The 20,812-nt window shown below is 60.3% G+C and carries 16 protein-coding genes; 8 read left to right on the forward strand and 8 right to left on the reverse strand.

The annotated features are described in order from the left end of the window. From NF876_RS03065 to NF876_RS03075, 3 genes are all read right to left on the reverse strand, one after another. Positions 1 to 1,374, reverse strand: a 1,374-nt coding sequence (locus NF876_RS03065) for a M10 family metallopeptidase (RefSeq protein ID WP_262267382.1), incomplete at its 3' end; no start/stop codon positions are given. Between the two features lie 251 nt (positions 1,375 to 1,625). Beyond that, complete coding sequence (locus NF876_RS03070; RefSeq protein ID WP_262267383.1) at positions 1,626 to 2,714, reverse strand: calcium-binding protein; 1,089 nt, start codon at positions 2,712 to 2,714, stop codon at positions 1,626 to 1,628. A 115-nt stretch (positions 2,715 to 2,829) separates the two neighbouring features. After that, positions 2,830 to 3,060 carry a hypothetical protein gene (locus NF876_RS03075; protein WP_210805254.1) on the reverse strand — a complete coding sequence of 77 codons (231 nt, stop codon included), beginning with the start codon at positions 3,058 to 3,060 and terminating at the stop codon, positions 2,830 to 2,832. A gap of 963 nt (positions 3,061 to 4,023) precedes the next feature. Between NF876_RS03075 and NF876_RS03080 the strand changes: the two genes are divergently transcribed. Both NF876_RS03080 and NF876_RS03085 read left to right on the forward strand, forming a co-directional pair. Then, on the forward strand, positions 4,024 to 7,725 hold the full coding sequence (locus NF876_RS03080) for a vitamin B12-dependent ribonucleotide reductase (protein WP_262267384.1): 3,702 nt from the start codon (positions 4,024 to 4,026) through the stop codon (positions 7,723 to 7,725). 647 nt (positions 7,726 to 8,372) lie between these two features. Further along, positions 8,373 to 11,549 carry a metallophosphoesterase gene (locus NF876_RS03085; RefSeq protein WP_262267385.1) on the forward strand — a complete coding sequence of 1,059 codons (3,177 nt, stop codon included), beginning with the start codon at positions 8,373 to 8,375 and terminating at the stop codon, positions 11,547 to 11,549. Positions 11,550 to 11,893: 344 nt separating this feature from the next. Here the strand turns inward: NF876_RS03085 and NF876_RS03090 are convergent, their stop codons facing one another. Beyond that, positions 11,894 to 12,139 (reverse strand): hypothetical protein, encoded by a 246-nt coding sequence (locus NF876_RS03090; protein WP_262267386.1) that lies wholly within the window; start codon positions 12,137 to 12,139, stop codon positions 11,894 to 11,896. A 193-nt stretch (positions 12,140 to 12,332) separates the two neighbouring features. On the opposite strand from NF876_RS03090, the gene NF876_RS03095 reads away from it, so the two are divergent. Then, positions 12,333 to 12,470: a hypothetical protein gene (locus NF876_RS03095; protein WP_262267387.1), complete on the forward strand. Its 138-nt coding sequence runs from the start codon at positions 12,333 to 12,335 to the stop codon at positions 12,468 to 12,470. A gap of 197 nt (positions 12,471 to 12,667) precedes the next feature. Then, positions 12,668 to 13,150: a hypothetical protein gene (locus tag NF876_RS03100; RefSeq protein ID WP_262267388.1), complete on the forward strand. Its 483-nt coding sequence runs from the start codon at positions 12,668 to 12,670 to the stop codon at positions 13,148 to 13,150. Positions 13,151 to 13,300: 150 nt separating this feature from the next. Here the strand turns inward: NF876_RS03100 and NF876_RS03105 are convergent, their stop codons facing one another. The 3 genes from NF876_RS03105 to NF876_RS03115 form a co-directional block, all read right to left on the reverse strand. Next, positions 13,301 to 13,642, reverse strand: a complete 342-nt coding sequence (locus NF876_RS03105; RefSeq protein ID WP_262267507.1) for an HAD family hydrolase — start codon at positions 13,640 to 13,642, stop codon at positions 13,301 to 13,303. A gap of 3 nt (positions 13,643 to 13,645) precedes the next feature. Further along, positions 13,646 to 13,927 (reverse strand): hypothetical protein, encoded by a 282-nt coding sequence (locus NF876_RS03110; protein WP_262267389.1) that lies wholly within the window; start codon positions 13,925 to 13,927, stop codon positions 13,646 to 13,648. A gap of 1,333 nt (positions 13,928 to 15,260) precedes the next feature. After that, positions 15,261 to 15,542, reverse strand: a complete 282-nt coding sequence (locus tag NF876_RS03115) for a hypothetical protein (RefSeq protein WP_262267390.1) — start codon at positions 15,540 to 15,542, stop codon at positions 15,261 to 15,263. 457 nt (positions 15,543 to 15,999) lie between these two features. Here NF876_RS03115 and NF876_RS03120 point away from each other — a divergent pair, with 457 nt between their 5' ends. Both NF876_RS03120 and NF876_RS03125 read left to right on the forward strand, forming a co-directional pair. Then, entirely contained in the window at positions 16,000 to 16,365 is a 366-nt protein-coding gene (locus NF876_RS03120; protein WP_262267391.1) for a TetR/AcrR family transcriptional regulator, read from the forward strand. Then, positions 16,256 to 16,567, forward strand: coding sequence for a hypothetical protein (locus NF876_RS03125; protein ID WP_262267392.1), 312 nt, complete (start codon positions 16,256 to 16,258; stop codon positions 16,565 to 16,567). Before NF876_RS03120 ends, NF876_RS03125 begins: the two co-directional genes overlap by 110 nt. Positions 16,568 to 17,360: 793 nt before the next feature. Here the strand turns inward: NF876_RS03125 and NF876_RS03130 are convergent. Next, on the reverse strand, positions 17,361 to 18,293 hold the full coding sequence (locus tag NF876_RS03130; RefSeq protein WP_262267393.1) for a LysR substrate-binding domain-containing protein: 933 nt from the start codon (positions 18,291 to 18,293) through the stop codon (positions 17,361 to 17,363). Positions 18,294 to 18,366: 73 nt separating this feature from the next. On the opposite strand from NF876_RS03130, the gene metC reads away from it, so the two are divergent. Next, complete coding sequence (metC, locus tag NF876_RS03135) at positions 18,367 to 19,572, forward strand: cystathionine beta-lyase (RefSeq protein ID WP_262267394.1); 1,206 nt, start codon at positions 18,367 to 18,369, stop codon at positions 19,570 to 19,572. 234 nt (positions 19,573 to 19,806) lie between these two features. Beyond that, positions 19,807 to 20,793: an amino acid ABC transporter substrate-binding protein gene (locus NF876_RS03140; RefSeq protein ID WP_373696616.1), complete on the forward strand. Its 987-nt coding sequence runs from the start codon at positions 19,807 to 19,809 to the stop codon at positions 20,791 to 20,793. The last annotated feature ends 19 nt before the right edge of the window (positions 20,794 to 20,812 follow it).

Genomic DNA, 20,812 nt, shown 5'->3' on the forward strand with positions numbered 1-20,812 from the left:
GTCATTGCCGGCGCCGCCGAAGAGATAATCGCCGCCGGCCTTGCCTATGAGGCCGTCGTCGCCGCCTTCGCCGTAGAGCTGCACGCCGTTGCCGTTGCCGCGATCGATGCCGATGAGCATGTCGTTGTGGTTCGAGCCCTGCAGCACTTCCACGTTCATGATCCTGTCGCCGGCGGCCGCGCCAGCATTGACGTTGGTGGTGAGATCCACCGTCGCGCCACTCGAAGCGGTCTTGTACGACACCACGTCCCAATCCGCGCCGCCATCCATCAGGTCGGCCCCGGTACCGCCATCGAGCCAATCGTTGCCCTCGCCGCCGATGAGCGTATCGTTGCCGGAAGCGCCCGACAGGCTGTCTTTGCCGTAATCGCCATCAAGACGGTTATCAGCGGCGTTTCCGATGATTCTGTCGTTTGCAAACGAGGCGATGACGTTCTCGATCAGAGAGCGGGGATCATCTTTGTATTGCAGCGCATTGAAAATATTGCCCTGGGCAAATTTATCATCGCCAAGCGGCGCGAGTTGACGGGTTGAAACGATCGACCACGCTCCAGGATTTAGGTCGATCGTCATCCCCTGATCGAAGCTGCTGAAGTCGTAAGTGTCGATGCCGCCGCCGTCCCACACCGTCATGAAAATATTATAGGCGTGGCCGACTTGGACACCATTGACGAAGGTTTCTCTCTCAGGCGTCCATTTGTAGACGGTGTCCGTGCTGTTGGTGTCGAAGTTGGCGCCATAGAGGTGTTGCAGGGCCGCGATGTCATACATCATCAAGGTTTGAGGAAAGATCGCGGCCTTGGTCCCCTCGGGAGTCTCGTCGCCGACATACTCTCTATAGGTCATGACGGAGAATTCTATAGAGTCGCGATCGGGGGTGAGAACGAAGGGATTGTTGGTATTAGCCTGTTCATGACCGTGCTTGAGCCCGAGCGCATGACCCAGCTCATGCAGAAGCGTGTGGTAACTATAGGTTCCTACCCCTCCTGACGTGACGCCGTCGTGCAGCCAAACGTCGCCGGCGTGCCCATCGGACGGGGCCAATTTCGGATAATAGGCTGTCGGCCGTTCCAGTTCTGACGATCGCCCGACCGCGATATCAGAGCGTGAACTGCCTGTTGAATAGAAAACGAGATTGGCCACGGCACTCGCGGAGGTGAGCGTCATGTAATCCCCGGATTGGGGCGCGGACGTAGGCCCTTCCAGAATGTTGCGGACGGCTTGCTGGATTCCGGCTCCGACGGGTGCGAAACCATCCATGAACGAATATTTGTAGCGATAACCGTCGAGGGAATCCGGGAAGTAATAGCCTATGACCGGCGTGGACCAGGAATAACCCGAGAGAAGGGCGTAGGTGTTGTTAAAGAGGGTCATGGGCGTTTCCTTGTGCGTCGTATCTCAGAATTTTACACATTATATCGTATCGTTTCCAGCACCTAATACGTGTCGGACCGCTATGTATCGTCAAGCCGATTCCGTTCACGCACAGGAAAGGCGCAGCTTTCGCTGCGCCCTCTCCGTCTCATACGTTTCCTATGACGAGACCATGAGGTCTCTGGCACTGAGGGCTGGGCCCGGTGCAACTGAGGCAAACCTCACCCCAGCCCCGCACCCTTGCCGCTCCCTTACCAGATCAGGAAGTTGGCGGCGCTCAGCTGCGCATGGTTGGCGAGCACCGCGACCTTGATCTGCGCCGCGCCGCCCACACCGTCGGCATCGTAGAACAGATCGCCCGTCGCCTGATCGTACACGATCCGGTGCGCCGTCGTCGTGGCCGCCGTGCCGAGCTTGAACGCCGTGCCGGCCAGGTTGTACGACCCGGCCTGCGCGAACACCGCAGAGCCGAGCGCGATGGTGTCGCCCGCAGCAAAGTCCTGGATCGTGTCGACGTTGCCGGTGCCCAGCGCGCTGGTGAAGGCAAAGGAGTCCAAGCCCTCGCCGCCGTTCAGGACATCACTGCCGAAGCCGCCGTCGAGCCAGTCGTTGCCGCTGCCGCCGAACAGGTAGTCGCCGCCACCCCAGCCGTACAGGGTGTCGTTGCCGCCCTCGCCGTAGAGCTGCGCCCCCGAGCCGCCGCCGCGATCAACACTCGTGAGCGTGTCGGCGTAGTTCGAGCCCTGCAGCACTTCGATGTTGAGGACTTTGTCGCCGGCGGCCGCGCCGGCATTGGCGTTGCTGGTGAGATCGACCGTGATGCCGCTCGTGGCGCTCTGGTACGAGGCCACGTCCCAGCCCTCGCCGCCGTCGATCAGGTCGGCCCCGGTGCCACCGTCGAGCCAGTCGTGGCCCGTGCCGCCGTTGAGAATGTCAGCTCCCGCACCGCCCGCAAGATCATCGTTGCCGGCACCGCCCTTGAACACATCGCCGCCGGCACCTCCATTGAGCGTGTCGCTGCCGTCATTGCCATTTAGGTAACCACTGCCATGAAGGACGTCGTCGCCGCTCGAGCCTGATACAATCTCTATCGCGTAATCGCCGGTATCATCGTGAACTTTCAGCTGGAGCCTGTAACCAGGATCTGGGAACTTGCCGTCCGGGCCCCTGGGCGCCCAGTAGGTATTTTCGTCCGGGCCCAGGACGAAGCCGAATTCGCGACCGTCCAAGAACTTTAGAATCCACTGACCATCCACTCTATCCAAAGTGTAGATGAGCTGATTGTTCTCGATGCCCGCGTAATGACTTAACCCGAGATACATAACTTCAGGGTTGGCCATCGCCCACCCCGAGGGAGGTTGCCAATTACCTGCCGTAGGCGGAGAGGCTGGGAACGGAAAGAAGCCCCCCTTGATCCCGTATGGTATGCCGTTCTCGGTCACGCCGTCGACTTCGTCACCGCTTGGCCTCGTAAAGAAGGTTTTGAAGATCATATTCGACGCCGTCATCCTCCCCAATCGAGGTGAAGATGGACCCGAACAGCCAGGTGGTGATTGCAGTCATCGCCTCATGGAGTTCCTCGTCGCTCAGCTCGTCCTCTTCATCATCCCCTGATCTCCCAGTGGAGCCGCCGCCCGAACTGCTGCCTCCTGAGCCGCCGCCCCATGCACCAACCTGAAACTCCAAGGAATTAACCTGAACCGCCGTAGCCCCCCGAGGACCATGGCCTCAAGCATCTCTATCGCTCTCGACAGATTGTCTGCCATTGATTTCTCCTGGTCTGCTTGCTGCAGTGGAGATCGCCCCCCATTCATGGACCCGTTGAACAGTCCTTCGAGCGTCCCACGGGAACAATGTTACAATATTCCTAGGTAGACGCAAGAGGCGCATGATGTCTCCGAGAGCACAAAGAATATTTCAACTTGTGAGGGAAAATACCGGTAAACTTTCACATGATTTCGAGAGCTTGAGGCAGGCGATTTAGGATCAAGTCTCCCGCCTCGACAGCCCTCTCCTCCACTAGACCGCTTCACGACTCACTCGCGTCTTCAAGCTTCGCGACTTGTCGGTTCGATTCGGACGGAAGCGCTGCAGTCACGAATTATCCCGGAAACCAGGGATTCCCTGGATTTCGGTGCTCTCAAGGACCTTTCCTCGGTTCCTGCCCCCTGCCCGCCCGATTGATGCGCCGGCACAACATCTGGGCTCCTTTTGACGGGACTCTCAGCCGGCGAAGCTTGGCCGGCCGAAAAACCCGGAACGGATTCTCAGAGGAGTCTCTGTGGCTTAGCTAGTTTTCCACATTCTTAACACTCTCCACACTATATATAGTTGGAACCGTGAGCCACGACACAAGTTCTTGACGTAAGGCTCGCAACACGACTAGCTTGCCGGGGTACCGACCAGAGACCGGTGACCGACCCGAATAGGCCGGTTGAAACTCCCCAGAGTGAGCGTCAGAGCCCCGTGGCAATCGCATTGCCGCGTGACCTGTGGCGCCTCGGGAAGGCCGTAACTCAGGCGTGTTGCGAGTGGCGATCCGGGAACAACGGATCGTTGGGGCGTCGAACAACAATTGTGGGCTGATGAGCTGCGGGGCAAATCGCGGCCATGGGGATGTTTTGTCCCCAGAACTTAGGAATGTGACCTATGCGGATCGAGCGGCGTTATACGAAAACCGGCCAATCGCCTTATTCCTCCCTCGCCTTCCGGCTCGCCACGAGCGAGATCCGCAATCCGGACGGCTCGGTCGTCTTCCGGCTCGAGAACATCGAGGTGCCGGAGACCTGGAGCCAGGTGGCGTCCGACGTGCTGGCCCAGAAGTATTTCCGCAAGGCCGGCGTTCCGGCCCGGCTGAGACGAGTCGAGGAGAACGACGTCCCGTCCTGGCTGTGGCGCTCCGTGCCCGACGAGGCGGCGCTGAGCGAGCTGCCGGAGGACCAGCGCCTCGGCTCCGAGATCTCGTCCAAGCAGGTCTTCGACCGGCTCGCCGGCTGCTGGACCTATTGGGGCTGGAAGGGCGGCTATTTCTCGTCCGAGGAGGACGCGCAGGCGTTCTACGACGAGCTGCGCTTCATGCTCGCCAACCAGATGGTGGCGCCCAACTCCCCGCAATGGTTCAACACCGGCCTGCACTGGGCCTACGGCATCGACGGTCCCGGCCAGGGCCACTTCTACGTGGACTACAGGACCGGCAAGCTGACCAAGTCGAAGTCGGCCTACGAGCACCCGCAGCCCCATGCCTGCTTCATCCAGGGCGTCGAGGACGACCTGGTGAACGAGGGCGGCATCATGGACCTGTGGGTCCGCGAGGCGCGCCTGTTCAAGTACGGCTCCGGCACCGGCTCCAACTTCTCCAAGCTGCGCGGCGAGGGTGAAAAGCTCTCCGGCGGCGGCCGCTCGTCCGGCCTCATGAGCTTCCTCAAGATCGGCGACCGCGCCGCCGGGGCCATCAAGTCGGGCGGCACCACCCGCCGCGCCGCCAAGATGGTGGTGGTCGACGTCGACCATCCGGACATCGAGAGCTACATCGACTGGAAGGTGAAGGAGGAGCAGAAGGTCGCCGCCCTCGTGACCGGCTCCAAGCTCGGCAACAAGCACCTCAAGGCCATCATGAAGGCCTGCGTGAACTGCGAGGCCGAGGGCGACGCCTGCTTCGATCCGGAGAAGAACCCGGCCCTCAAGAAGGAGATCAAGCTCGCCCGCCGGGTCATGATCCCGGACAACTACATCAAGCGCGTGATCCAGTTCGCCCGCCAGGGCTACACGGACATCGACTTCCCGATCTACGACACGGATTGGGATTCCGACGCCTACCTGACCGTCTCGGGCCAGAACTCCAACAACTCCGTGTCGCTCACCGACGACTTCCTGCGCGCCGTGGAGAACGATGCGGACTGGCACCTCACCGCCCGCAAGGACGGCAAGGTGGTGAAGACCCTCAAGGCCCGCGACCTCTGGGAGCAGATCGGCCACGCCGCCTGGGCGTCCGCCGATCCGGGCCTGCACTTCAACACCACCATGAACGACTGGCACACCAGCCCGGCCGGCGGCCGCATCCGCGCCTCGAACCCGTGCTCGGAATACATGTTCCTGGACGACACGGCGTGCAACCTGGCCTCCGCCAACCTGCTGCAGTTCTTCGACCGCCAGAACCACAAGATCGACGCCGAGTCGTTCGAGCATGCCTGCCGCCTGTGGACGATCGTGCTCGAGATCTCGGTCATGATGGCGCAGTTCCCGTCGAAGGAGATTGCGCAGCTCTCCTACGAGTACCGCACGCTGGGCCTCGGCTTCGCCAATATCGGCGGCCTGCTCATGACCATGGGCCTTCCCTATGACTCCGACGCCGGCCGCGCGCTCGGCGGCGCGCTGACCGCGATCATGACCGGCGTGTCCTACGCGACCTCCGCCGAGATGGCGGGCGAGCTCGGGCCGTTCCCGAACTACAAGGCCAACGCGAAGCACATGCTGCGCGTGATCCGCAACCACCGCCGCGCCGCGCACGGCGAAGCCGCGGGCTACGAGGGCCTCGCGGTCGACCCGGTGCCGCTCGATCACGCCTCCTGCCCGGACCAGGATCTCGTCGCCCACGCGAAATCCGCCTGGGACAAGGCCCTGCAACTCGGCGAGAAGAACGGCTATCGCAACGCGCAGGCCACCGTGATCGCCCCAACCGGCACGATCGGCCTCGTGATGGATTGCGACACCACCGGCATCGAGCCCGATTTTGCCCTGGTGAAGTTCAAGAAGCTCGCCGGCGGCGGCTACTTCAAGATCATCAATCGGGCGGTGCCCGATGCCTTGAGAGCTTTGGGGTATCGCGAGTCGGAGATCGCCGAGATCGAGGCCTATGCGGTCGGCCACGGGTCGATGAAGCAGGCGCCCGCCATCAACCCGGGCTCCCTGCGCGCCAAGGGCTTCACGGACGAGAAGATCGACGCGGTGGAGAAGGGCCTGAAATCGGCCTTCGACATCAAGTTCGTCTTCAACCGCTGGACCCTGGGCGAGGACTTCCTGACCGGCACGCTCAAGGTGCCGGCGGACAGGCTCAACGATCCGTCCTTCGACCTCTTGTCCTTCCTCGGCTTCTCGAAGGCCGACATCGAGGCCGCGAACATCCACATCTGCGGGGCGATGACCCTCGAGGGAGCACCCTTCCTGAAGACCGAGCACTACGCGGTGTTCGACTGCGCCAATCCATGCGGCAAGATCGGCAAGCGCTATCTGTCGGTGGAGAGCCACATCCGCATGATGGCGGCTGCCCAGCCCTTCATCTCGGGGGCGATCTCCAAGACGATCAACATGCCCAACGACGCCACCGTCGAGGACTGCAAGAACGCCTACATGCTGTCCTGGAAGCTGGCCCTGAAGGCGAACGCCCTCTACCGCGACGGCTCCAAGCTCTCGCAGCCTCTGAACTCCGCCCTCATCGCCGATGAGGACGAGGACGCGGAGGATGCGGCGGAAGCCGTCGCCGCGATGCCGGCCGCCGCGAAGGCCGCGCATGTGTCCGAAAAGATCGTCGAGAAGGTGATCGAGCGTGTGGTCGCCATCCGCGACCGCGAGAAGATGCCCGACCGCCGCAAGGGCTACACCCAGAAGGCCGTGGTCGGCGGCCACAAGGTGTACCTGCGCACCGGCGAGTACGACGACGGGCGCCTCGGCGAGATCTTCATCGACATGCACAAGGAAGGCGCTGCCTTCCGGGCCATGATGAACAACTTCGCCATCGCGATCTCGCTCGGCCTGCAATACGGCGTGCCGCTCGAGGAATACGTGGAGGCCTTCACCTTCACGCGCTTCGAGCCGGCGGGCTTCGTCCAGGGCAACGAGCGCATCAAGTCGGCGACCTCGATCCTCGACTACGTGTTCCGCGAGCTCGCGGTCTCGTATCTCGCCCGCAACGACCTCGCCCACGTCGACCCGTCGGAGGCCGGCCCCACCACCATCGGGTCGGGCGAAGCCCAGTCCAAGGCCCCGGAGCCGGCGCCCGCCACCGCGGTCGTCTCCCGCGGCTTCACCCGCGGCTCCGTCGACCGCCTCATGCTCATCCCGGGCGGAGCCGGCAGCGCCGGAAGCGCGACGCAGCGCTCGCCCGGTCTGACGGTCGGCGCGAATGCCCTCAAGGGCGAACTCGCCCCGGCCGGCGCCCCGGTGGAGGAGACGGTCGGAGAAGCCGAGATGGCCAAACTCGCCTTCGCGGCCCCGTCCGTCGCCGACCGGCGCGCCGAGGCCAAGATGAAGGGCTATGTCGGCGAATCCTGCCCTGAATGTGCGAACTTCACGCTGGTCCGGAACGGGACGTGCCTGAAGTGCGATACGTGCGGCAGCACGACCGGGTGCTCGTGATTATTCCGAGGGGTGTGGCTATGTGTGAAGACGGGCTGAGTTTGGCACCTCAGCCCGTAAAGTGGCAGCGCAGCGCGGAAAGTTTGTCACTTCGCTCTCACTCTTGCTGGATTTCTCATTGAGCTGGTTGTGGGTCTGATCCTCTGGGCCCTCGACCACAACGAGGTCAGACCGAGGGTTCAGCAGTGCAGGAAGGTGCATTGAGTGCCAGGCCTGAGGGAGCACAACTGAGATGAAGCGATCCGCGTTCAGACGGATTGTGAAACGTGAGGCGAAGCTCGGCCCAATTGAGCTTTGCCTTCCGCAAATCTGATGTGATGTCTCCGGAATTTTCCCACTTCGGGCGAGTTCCATGGGCCATATCCATCAAGGCACCGGGTTGCCGCAGCATCACTAAAGCTGCAGCACTATCACCTAGAGCACGCGTCTGGCGGCGAGCATGTTGTTCGCCGCCAGACGCCTAGCCGAACGAAGCATGAATCTCGGCCGCGCCCGGTCACTGGGTCGCCTGACCAGATTCTCAATCCTTCTCACAGGTTCGGTATTCAGCACCCAAGGGATTTCTCCCTCACCTGCGCTCGCGCCTCTCACTGACTGGCCAGTAGGGCCCATCCTCAGGAAGCGGCCACAGGAAAGCTATAGCCAATATGAACCGCCCCGTTAACATTCTGCACCTCACGGATTTCCACTACTCGAAGCGCAATGAGGATGATCAACGCATGATCATCGACGCGCTCCTGGCCGACGTAACGAAGCTAAGTGATGGCTCGTTGAAGCCTGACCTGATCGTGTTCTCCGGCGACCTCGTCGACCGGGCCGATGATCCAAACGTGTACGATTACTTCTATGACCTGCTCCTGGACCCACTCACCAAGGCTGCGCGGTGTGGGGATTCCCGCGTTGTTTTCACTGCGGGAAACCACGACACCCATCGCTCTGTGGTGCAAAAGCAGAAGCACCGCCATGATGGCCTCATCCGTGATCTGAACTCGCGCGAGAAGTTGAACCAGATCTATCGAAGTGGCGAGCTCGATGATTTCGTCGTTCCCCGTTTCAAGGGCTTCCTTGATCTGCGCGATTACATCGTCAGCGAGTCCGGCGTCGCCTTCCGGAACGCATTTGCCAGCGTGCAGACCTTCCCTGATCTCAGCTTGGCGACCGTCGACCTGAACAGTTCATGGATGGGCTATGCGGGTGTTGACAGTATCCGTGACGAGCGCAAGCTCCTCATCCCGGAAGCCGCCATCAACCAAGCCCTTAGCCATGTGCCAAATGGGTTTGCGGCGGTCTTGGTCACGCATCATCCCTCAGATTGGCTCATGGAATGGAACGAGGCTGACTTCCTGGCCACCGTGGATGGCAAGTTCAGCGCGAAGCTCTTCGGGCATATGCACGAGGCACGCCCGCACCACATCGGGTCCTTCAAGGGCACTTGCCTGTTCAGCCAAGGAGGTGCCCTCTACGCGACCAGAGAATGGTATATCGGCTACTCGCTTATTCGCCTGGACCCGGCCACAGGCCATGTCGAGGCTCACCTCCGCACGTGGTACGAGAAGCGCCGCGAGTTCGATGCCGCCGTAGACCTCGTTGACCGGGGTATCTTCCATTCCTCCGACGCGGCCAGGGCCCATTTCTATAAGTACGCGCGCGCCGTGGACCGGTCCGCATTGCGTATTTGGTGTCAGGACGTCGCCCGTCCGGCAATGGAAGCAGAATTCAATGAAGGGCTGACCAACCGCAAGCTGAGCGATATCTTCGTGGCTCCGCCTCTGTACACCAAGCCGACTTACGAAGAACGGGAGGGCGAGGACGTCGCCGAGCACGTCGAGATCAGCATCTCGTTCGAGGAGATCGCCAAATCGAATGGTAACTACGTTATTACAGGCAGCCCTGAATATGGGAAGACAACCCTGTTGCGGCAGATGGCTCTTAAGCTTGTCCAGGTGCCTGATCGAGCGGCGACCCCTACCGTTCCGGTCGTCATCAACTTCGGAAAGATACGTCCTGGCGAAGGCCGCATCGAGGCGCTAATCCGGGAGGCCCTTCCAGAGCTGCCGGCGGGTTGCCAGCTTCGGGAACTCCTGAGCGAAGGACTCATAACGCTTCTCGTCGATGATGTAATTATCAGCGACCCAATGCGCTACCCGGCCCTTCGCCGCTTCATCACGAACAATCCCAAGAACCGATTCATCTTTACGGCGCCGGCGAGCCGCAACGAGCGCTACCTCTCGGCGATAGACGCCGACCTGCCGGTTTCTCTCGAACGGGTCTCCATCCGTCCGCTCGGCCGTCGCGAGATGCGGACCTTGGTCGAACGCTGGGATTCGGAGCGGCGGTTCGACTGCGATGAGGTGCTCGACCGGGTGCTTGCGGAGATCCGAAACATCAACATCCCCGTCACCGCAGTGAACGGGACCATTCTGCTGAGCATCCTAGAGGACAACACCAATTTCACGCCGATCAACCGGGCGGTCCTGATCGAGCAGTTCATCGAAGTCCTGCTCGAAAAGCGTGCGCCGGAGGAATCAGAGCGCCGGCACTTCGACTTCACAAACCGGACCCACTACTTGTCCCATGTGGCCGCGCTGATGGCTCAGACGAACACCTACGTGTTCGACGTCGGCGAATTTCACAGGATCACCAAGGACTACCTGAACCAATTCGGATTGGCGCAGGATCCTGAAGATCTCATCACCCTGTGCCTCACGGCCCGCATCTTTGTGAAACGCCCAGACGGCAATATTTCGTTCGGCTATCGGGCATTTTTGGAGTTCTTCATTGCAAGGCACATGAAGGACAACGACGCGTTCAGGTCATGGGTGCTCGATGAAACAAGGTACCTCAGCTTCGTGAACGAAATCCAGTTCTACGCCAGCATTGGTCGCAACGATGAGGCGCTCCTTGACCTGATCGGGTCACGGCTCGACAAGCTTGCCGACGACCTCTTTGAGACGAAGCCCGACCTCCGCCTCGTTGACAAGTTCAAGGTAGAGGTGTCCGGGACGTCCGATGAGATCCTCGATGCGGTTGGAGCTCAGTTGCAGGCTCCGCCGCTGACGGACGAAGAGCGCGACGAGTTGCTGGAGGCAGACCTTCCACAGGACGTCGAAGGGCGGCAGGAGGTGTTTCGTCCCGTTCCAGGGGACGCCGCATCCCGCTATTTCACGTGCCTTGTCATCTATTCGAATGTCCTGCGGAACCTGGAACTCATCCCGGATCAGATGAAGCGGCATCACCTTGGCCGTGCATTGGAGGCTTGGGGCAACCTGTTCACGGCCTCGTTGATCGCAATCCCCCTTCTCGCGAGAAACAGGCGCATGCGGCTGAACGGGGTCGCCTATGAGATCGTCGTTCCAAAGCATTTCACCGAGTCCCAGGTGGCGCGGATCATCTTCCTCGATTTCCCAAACGCAATGAGCAAGCTGCTCTTTGCGACCGTCGGGACGGAGAAGTTGCAACGTCAGCTCACCGAACCTCAGCTAGCCGAGTCCGGTGAGCCCAAGCTGATCAAGTTCTTCCGCCACTCGCTGTGCATGGACCTCCGGCTGGGAGATTGGCCTACCCAGCTCGAAGCATTCGCGGCAGATCTCCGGGATAACCGCTATCTTCTCGAAGGCATGCTCTGGAAGGCAAACGAGATCTATACGCTGGGATCGATGCCGAAGCTAAAGCGGACAAAGCTGGCGCAAGTCATGGCTGGCATACTGGGTAGCATCAGGGGCGCCACCCGAGTTGATCGAGCCAAGATCGCGAACGATCAACTGAATGCTTACAAACGTCAGGACCTCGTGCGGCGTCTTCAAGCCAAGCAGGTTGCTGAATAGGTGCTCCAGAAACGCCCGCGGTTCCGACACTAGAAGAGAAGAGCCCAGGCTCCCGGGCGAACGGACAGGATGCCTTCGGGCCGCGCCCCTCGCCAACCTGTCCGCCCTTCCGGCGGCCGGGCGCGCCGGGATTCGTGAGGTAGCGTTATGAGTGCATCATCTTCCAGAACCACGGCTCCGCCGATCACCCTTTTCGAAGGGGCGAAGACCGTGGAGCCGATCAGGATCCGAAACCGGGGCGATCACCGCTGTCTTCACATTAGGCTGCACCATCGGTGTTCTTTACCTGCCGCTCTTCTTGCGCTGAGCGGCTGCTTGATGACGGCTCCTGCTTGGCCCCTGCCCTATCCGGTCGGCATTGTCACCGTCACATCCGTTCGGCCCATCCGCCGCTGCAACTCATTACAGTCCCGTGCCCTTAGCCCCTGAAGATACTCCAGGCCCTGCCCCTCCCGGCCGTCGGTGACATGCACGGTGAGACCGTCGGCCCCTCGCGCAACCGTGGCGATCGTCACAAGGCCGGTGAGCGTCTCCCGCTCGATCCGTCCACCCAGAAGGTCGTCACATTGCAGGCGCAGTATGACCGCCATCGGAGCCTCCTCAAGGTTCCTCAATGCTAATAAATGGAGACCTCACACGGGTCCGATGCGAACATCTCACGAGCGTTCTAATCGCCCATCAGCAGATATCCACGCATTCCACAGCTATAGAACAAACAGGGAGCAATTCTGTGGTGACTCAGGGCAGGAGGCCGTACCATTGCGACCTCCAAAGGAGGTTGCGATGACTGAACAGGAACAACCACATTGTAAGACCGATCCGATGGAAGCGGATGTCACGGCCGTGATCGAGGCCTGCGGTGGCGATCCCAGGACTGCCATCAAGGCTCTTCTCGTTGAGCAACTCATTCAGGAACAATGATTCGAACGCTCAGCCTCAGCCCTGTCATTCGGCTACGTCTGGGGACGGATCAGCGTGAGATGAGCGCGGCCCAATCCCACGCACCTTGAGGCAGGTCGCTCCCCTTGACCCAATTCCTGCCCGACCAATCAACTGAAGAACGTTTGAACTTGGAATATTTGTTGATGAAAGATGGCTTGATCGGTGAGGAGTAGCAGATGAACGTTCAGGCCCGCTTGGAAGCCAATGCGATCCTCGATCGTCTCGTTGCGGACGGCCATACATTCGCCCGGCATGACGCGCGCCGCCTGATCGAGCTGATTCCTGTCACTCCCGCTTCCCGGTTTTCGTTTACGGGGATCTTCAAAAGGCCAGGCTCCAGTCTCCGGGGACAAACGCCTGGCCTTGGCAACATCGAACTTCAGGAAGAGAGCAAGGAGAAGTCGATCACGCTCAACGTACCTGCCTCGCACAGGATCGGTGGCTATGTGGTGACGCACACTCCCGGATCAATCGACATTGAACTGATGTGGGCTGAAACGAAGATGGATCAGACAGGGCTGAGCTGCCTGCTGGTATACCACAGCACCAGCAAGGAACCTGAAGAATTGCGGATCGCCACGCAGAAGTCACTGTCGTTGCTCTTTCTCACCTTCAATTACATCTCCTACATTCCCTGGAAGCAGCCTGAGCCGGCCTGAGGACAGCGCCGGAAGCGACCCGAGTGTTCGTTGTTACGCTCACGTGGGCTACTGATCGTCCCATAACGCAGCTGACGGGCCATCATCGACTGTGTGATCGACTGTGAGTTCATCCAGCCAAGCCCTACCCTCCACCAGACTAAGCAGTGGTCAGAGGCTGGAGCCTTCGACGCGAACCATCATTTGGGAATTATGCGCCAGATTGTGTTTCATGGAGGCCTCTGATTCTGAAATCAACATGGCGGGCATCCCGATTGTACCGGGGCCTTCAATGTCGGCCGCCGGCGTGTCTCCCACGAACAGGATTTCGGCCGGCTGACATCCCAGTTGATGACAGACCAGACGGAAAATGGCTGGATCCGGCTTCACCAGCCCCACTTCGTAGGAGAGGATCACGGCGTCCGGAGTATCTGGCAAGGCAGACAGAAGGGGTGGCCCATACGGAAGCGCCAAGTTCGAGCAGACGCCAATCCGTAGACCTTTACCGCGCAGATCTCACCAGATCGCTGCAATCCCAGGTCGGAGACGGACTGAAGCGCACTCAGCCTGCAGATCTTGTTCCAACTCCAGGAGATCGCCCTCCCCGAACTCGTGGGTCAGCCTCGCCACGACTTCTCGCAGTTTGAGCGGCCGGGTCAGGATCTCCTCGGCCGAGATGCTCGTCACAGCTCCCTGCAGTAAGGTCCGGAATGGCTGCCGTTTGTCGGTGATCGCGACCAGCGTCCCGAAAGCATCGAAGCCTACTGCTCTGATCTCATGGATCGGAACTTGTGCCATGGCGCCTCTCGGTCAACGAGTGCGATGTCTGTTGCATGAACCCGAAGGGCCCCCAACAGGTAGGGAGCGCCAGACTCGAATCTGACGCTCCCTGGGATGTTATCCTAGACTCTGCAGGACCCGAGCAGGTGGTTGCAACACCTGTAGCGACCCGGGTATCCGCGATTATAGGACCATTTGGTCTTCAGTGTAGAGGTGTGCATGGAAGAGTCGGCTGATAGTCCCTTCAGAAAGATGCAATAACCGCAACTAAATTACAAATTTTGCGTAACAAACATTATGGAACTAAACCTCTCCTTTTCGGGCTCTAGCAGCTAGAAGGTTCCCAAACCGCTGTGCTCCTTGAGCATGGCCGACCCTGTCAAGAGTATCCTTGGCCAATCATAGCCCCAGCTTCGGCTCACCTTACCTAGACGCTGGATGAAGGCGCCGCTTCCAACGCTCGGAGCGCGGAAGTTGGGCGGCTTCGGCCAGCCGCTTCGTCCGTCTGCGCTGGATCGCGTCCGGTGACGGAGGCATCAAAACCTCAAGTATCACTGGCTCTCGCACTCGCTGCGGTCGTGATGTTGATTCAGGCGGTATCACCTGTTCAATGACTCCGGGGCTCCTCTTCCGAGGCTTTCGCTCCCTCTTCGAACTCTCCCCCAGCACGGGATGCACATCGTGGATGGGCGCCGTATTTGCCCCAGCGTCAGCCACATCGGCCTGCACCACAGCTTCGGCAGCTATCGGCACGGCCGAGTGCATATCTGACGCGGCTACGGTCAGATCCAGTTCCATCTGTTCCCGATTGTCCTGCTTTGGAGAAGCCTCGCGGCCAACAGGCTCAGTGCTGCCCCAGACGGGCTTGACGATGCTCTGCAGGATGCGCGGAGCGGGAGCTAATTTGGCCGGCGCTTGAGGCCCTTCTTTCTGGACGATCGTGGCTGGCTCAATCGATGTCAGCTCAAACAGGCGCCCGGGCGGAGGTTGATGACGCTGACCAGGAACGCGGGGTTTCTTGATCTCGACAGAAAAGGGCTTGGTGTTCCGTTTCATTTCATATGCTGAGTATAAACTGGAAAAGATGTTGCACTAAGATTTTGTGCGCAGGAGGTCAATATTAAGGGCACATAAGATGCGGCACCTGGAGTTTGCGAAAAGTTAATCAATTCTAGGATGGTTTCTGCACCACTATTTCTTCGAGGCGGCGCTTAAGTGATTAACGCATATCATGTGGTGAGCCAGTGGCGTTCGTTGGGAGCTGATCTGGCAGAATTTGCAGATCGTCATGTCCTTGCGGTCCCCCTCGCTGGTCGAGTTCGGTCACTGGAGCAGGCTCAGGAGCTTTGGGCTAAGCTGCCAGTTCCGCGCGCGCGTCGGTGATCTGAAACAGGTAGAACCCGTTGAACCGCACACCGGCTCGGGCAGCCCGTTCCTCAAAGCCCGGAGGGCTTTTGTCCGATGGTCGCAGCGCTCGCTCATACCGCCAGCCACCTGGATCAAGAAAGCCCGGGACCGGGCGGTCCTCGGGCACGGCACAGAGAAGTTCGGGCCGCAGCCTGTTGCGGAACAGGTTATAGGTGCAATCCCGTCCGCGTGCTCTGGCCGGAGCCAGGTACCGAATGGATGACATGAGGACCCCCGAGCCGGCGCCTGCAATCAATTGCTCATGCACCGTGTCTGAGGCCTGCTTTACACCAGACACAGGAATTTAATATTGCCCTTGCGGGGTATCGATTGCAGGCGGATCAGCCAGAGGCACAAGGTCCAAAGCCTCTGCAGAGGGCCGTCCAGCCAGTGAGTGCGATCTCTGAAACACTGATCTGGTCATAAAATCGCGAACTCGAATCCTCACGCAGATCATTTTTCCGCACTGGATCCGGCCACGGGTGGTCGCGCGTAAACCAGACGCCTATGCTAGGGGCACCAGCTCGAACCCTCCTGCGTCTCCCCTCCGCAAAAGACTGCTTTGGACTGATCGTCCGAGACGATGAAGCGGCATTGCCGAGCCGCTCTCGGCTCGACACTGAAAGGCTGGGCGCTATATGGCGGATGTGTTTCGGCTGGACGGGTTTATCGCAAGGATAGCGATGTCGGGACATGTTCGAGGCCGGAAGAGCTCCCGCGAGAGGATTCTCGACGCGGCTGCGGAGTTGGTAAGTGAGATCGGTTCCGGACGGCTGACGCTGGACACCGTGGCCGAAAGGGCGGGTCTCAGCAAAGGCGGGCTTCTCTACAACTTTCCCACCAAGGACGCGCTGCTCCAAGGCATGGTCCAGCGCATCGTCGACGAGGTTGCGGCAGAGCGGGGAGGCACTCCGCGCTCAGGCCGAGCCCGGTCACAACTTGGAAGCCCGCCTGTGTACGGCGGCGTTGCTCAAGCTGCGTCAGGGCAGGACGAAGGAGGTCGCCAATGGCATCCTGGCCGCCTCGGCCGAGAGCCCGCACCTGCTTGATCCGGTGCGCGAGGTCATCAAGGCGACCCTGGAGGACCTGAAGGCGACATCAGACGATCTGGACGCGGCGCTTCTCGGCTGGCTGGCCATTGAGGGCCTGAACAGCCTCGAGATGCATGACCTCAGCCCGTTCTCGGAGAAGGAGCACGAGCGGATCGTCGACGCGGTCAACCGCCTGCTCCTCAGAGGAATCGCTGAGTAGAGCCCCCAAGTGCACGGCGGACGAGCCGGATTGGAGTCGCGACACCGATCTTTCATGCTGCTTGAGGTGGCACAACGCGGTCTGCGTAACATCACGCCGGACGCCGAACCATCCAGGAGCTGAACACTGCCTGGAACAGCACAGCGATCCTCCACCAACTGCTCAGAGGTCAGTATAGCCCATGCGTCGCCGGGCTTCTGCCCAGCCTTCCAGCGCCTGCGCGGCGTGAGTCTCGTCGGAGAAGATTTCGACCTCTCCTGACCCTTGGAGCCCACCAGGCCCCAGTTCCGAACCAGCCGGTTGAATCGGGCCTGAAGCGGTTTGGCTCGGCTGTCCAGATCTTGCAGATTTAGCCCCAGAGGTGTTTGTTGGCTCACGTCCACATCCAGGCGAAGCAGTCGCTTCAGCCATCGATCTGAAATCCAAGCAACAGCTGAATATCTTCGTAGCACCCAATAACGGGTGGAGCTGCTGGTCTGCAGTTGAAAAAAGCCGGGCCAACGGCCCGGCGAAAGGTGAGGTCCGACAAAAGTCAAAACCTTCCAGAGAGAACGGCCGACACGGCAGTGCCGGGAGGAAGATGGCGACACCGCGTTAAAATCAGCCACTGCTGGTGATATCAGGCGCGATCCCTGCGTTCACAAGGCAGCGCTCCACATGAGAGACCTGCGCTCAAAACACGGCAATTAACCTGCGGCGCGGCCGTACTATTATCGGCGCGTGGTCGTGAACGAACTTGATGAGGAATTGGAAATCTACCGTCTCTCAACGCAAGGGATCCATCGATCTCTCGTTATACTCCGGCCCTGCCCAGCAGCTTTTCGCGGTATTGGTTCATCTCGACAATCAATTCGTCGACGAGCCTCGAGCGAACGCGCTGGGGAGGCAGGATCAGAATCGTCTTGAACCAGACCGGAGGCTCGAAGGGACGCGCTACCAGACCCCTCTGCGCGTAACCTTCAGAGAGAAATGTGACAGGATTGGCTAACCCAACGCCGACGCCCTCCAGCGCGAACTGGCAAACGGTCGCTGAGAACGGAGTTTCAATCAGGATTCGCGGCCTTACGCCCGCTTCAGCCAGCACCCGATCAAACGCCTGACGAGCGGTATCCTCAGGGGATAGCGCCACAAATGCAGTGCCATCAAGGTCTGTGGGGGCAATGGTGGTTTGGCTGCTGAGAGGATGGTCCTGCCGCATCACACATACGCCACGGCTACTGACAAAGGGCTCAGCGACAAGGTTGGACCTGTCAACCTCGTCCGCACACAACCCGATGTCGTACGCACCACTGACGATGAGGCTGCGGACGGTGGCCGACGAGGCGATCTCGAACTTGATCACCACGTTAGGATGCCGCTGGAGAAATCCTTCGATCACCTTTGGCAGAAAGGTCAGACCGAGAGCCGCGGAACTCGCAATCTTGAGGGAACCGCTTCCCACATCCCTAATCCTGACGACCGCCTGTTTAAGCCGATCCAAACCGACATGGATGTCGAGAATTTCCTGATAGAGGAGCTTGGCCTCGGGAGTTGGAGTCAGCTTGGGACCGGAACGCTCGAACAGCTTCAGCCTCGTCGTGTCCTCAAGCCGCCGCATCGCCCGGCTCACAGCAGGTTGAGAGATCCCCAGGATGGCAGCGGCCTTGGTGGTCGAGCCCGTCTTCATCACGGCACTGAAGGTTTCGATCAACGTGAGGTTCATCGATGGAGTATAACCGAAACGCATAGAAACTACATCTCTATGCAGTAGCGTATTACGCCCTGCCCCCAGTATTTTTCTGGAAATGAAGGGCTGACCCATGGACGACCAGACGAAGTGTGTTCACCTGACCGGAGATTGGGAGCGTGAGTTCCACAGTCTCGTTCCCCCCGTTCATCGCGGTTCCACAGTGGTGTTTCCCACCGTCGATGCGTACCAGCGGCGACGGGAAAGCTTTTATGATGGCTATTCCTATGGGCTGTATGGTACTCCCACCTCGCGAGCGCTTGAGGCTCAGATTGCCGCCTTGGATAACGGGAGCAGGGCGCTCCTCGTCCCCTCGGGTCTGGCCGCCATTGCCCTGACGACCCTCTCCTGTACCCGTTCCGGCGATCGCGTTCTCCTGCCGGACAACGTTTACGATCCGGTCCGGACGTTTGCGCAGACCTTCCTGGAGCCGTTTGGTGTCAGCGTGGCCTATTATGATCCGCTGATTGGCCGTGGGATCGCCGACCTCATTGACGACAAGGTCCGCCTTATCTGGGTCGAGTCCCCTGGCTCCGTCACGATGGAGGTCCAGGATGTCCCGGGCATCGTCGAAGCGGCACATGCCCGTGGCATCATGGTCGCAGCGGACAACACGTGGGCGACGCCGCTGCGCTTCAAGCCTCTCGCCTATGGTGTCGATTTCGCGGTCACAGCCATCTCGAAGTATTTCGCCGGGCATTCCGACGTCCTCATGGGCGCCATTGCCGTCCGGGACGAAGGCCTTTACCGCCGCCTGCGGGATGTCTCGCGTGTCTTGGGTTATGGGGTGTCCCCTGAGGATTGTTCTCTTGTTCTACGTGGGATCGAGACGCTGTCTGTGCGTCTCGATCGCGCCGAGGCGTCTGCCCTCATCCTCGCCCGTTGGTTGGAGCAGCAGCCGGAGGTCTTGGAAGTCCGTCATCCGGCTTGCGCGAGCCACCCCGGTCACGAGCAGTGGCTTCGTGATTTTAGCGGATCATCGGGTCTCTTTTCTGTCATCCTGCGCCCCGCGACCCGACCACGTTTGGCCTCCGTGATCGAAGCGCTTGAGTTCTTTTCAATCGGTGCGAGTTGGGGTGGCACCAAGAGCATCGTGGCCGTCATCGATCCGGCACCTCTGCGCACGGCGGTGGCGCCGGACGATCGCGGGCCTATCGTCCGATTCAGCCTCGGATTGGAGAGCATCGATGACCTGAAGCGGGATCTGGAGAATGCATTTCGTCTGTTTGCGGCCGAAAAACCTCCTGAGGCGTTGCCGCCGCTGCGCCAGAGAGCCTGACTGACAAGGAAAACGGCGATTGAGTTACAGCAGACCGGGAGGATCAACAGATTGGAGCAGCAAGGAGGGCGCAACGGTCCGCTCTCAGCACCAGTCGGTCACGTATCACAATCGTTGGGCTGTGCCGGGCCTCCACAGCTCAAATCGAAGCAGAACGAAGGCCACAAGAACCAGAGACGGGACAGGACAATGCGAGTTGGATCACCAATCATAGCGGCGCTTGTCGGCGCAGCGATGTCCACAGCATCGGCGTCTGCCGCTGAGGACGATACCCTAAAGGCCATCAAACAGCGTGGAGAGGTCACCTGCGGCGTGAGTACCGGCGCCACCGTCGGTATGAGCACCCTCGACGACAAGGGCAACTGGGCAGGGCTGGAGGTCGATTTCTGCCGGGCATTGGCTGCGGCGATCCTCGGAAGCCCCGAGAAGGTCAAATTCGTCCCTCTTGAGTTCAAGAACGCCTTTGCCGCCCTCACCTCAAGCAGCGTCGATCTTCTCGCCCGATCAGCGACGTGGACCTACTCCCGGGACTCCGAGATGAAACTCGAGTGGCCTGTCGTCTACATCTACGACGGGCAAGGCTTCCTGGTGCGCAAGGCGCTGGGCGTCAAAAGTGCGAAAGAGCTCGACGGCGCTTCGATCTGCGTCTCCGGCGGGACGACAACCGAGCTCAACCTCGCGGACTACTTCCGGACCAACAACCTGAAGTACACGCCGATCGTCGCGAACAGCCGGGAACAGAACCTGGCCAACCTGGAAGCGGGTCGCTGTGATGCCTACTCGAACGAGCGGGGTGGCCTCGCCGCCAACCGGGCGGCACTTCCCAAGGCCGACGAGTACGTCGTGCTGCCAGACGTTATCTCGAAGGAGCCTCTGGGTCCTGTCGTGCGCCAAGACGACCCCAAATTCCGGGATATCGTCGCTTGGACGTTCTATGCCTGGGTTCTCGCGGAGGAGTTCGGCATCACAAAGGCCAATGTGGCCGATGAAGCGGCCAACTCCAAAAACCCCGAGGTCCAGCGTCTCCTCGGCAAGACAGGAGACTTCGGGGCGAAGCTCGGCCTGGCAAACGATTGGGCCGCCCGTGTCATCGCCGCCACAGGCAACTATGGCGAGATCTACGAGCGCAACCTCGGCACAGGCAGCAAGGTCAATCTGACCCGGGGGCAGAACGAGCTGTGGAGCAAGGGTGGCCTCCTGTATGCTCCCCCAATGCGCTGAAGCGGTGCGAACTCACCCG

Source organism: Microvirga yunnanensis (assembly GCF_025460875.1).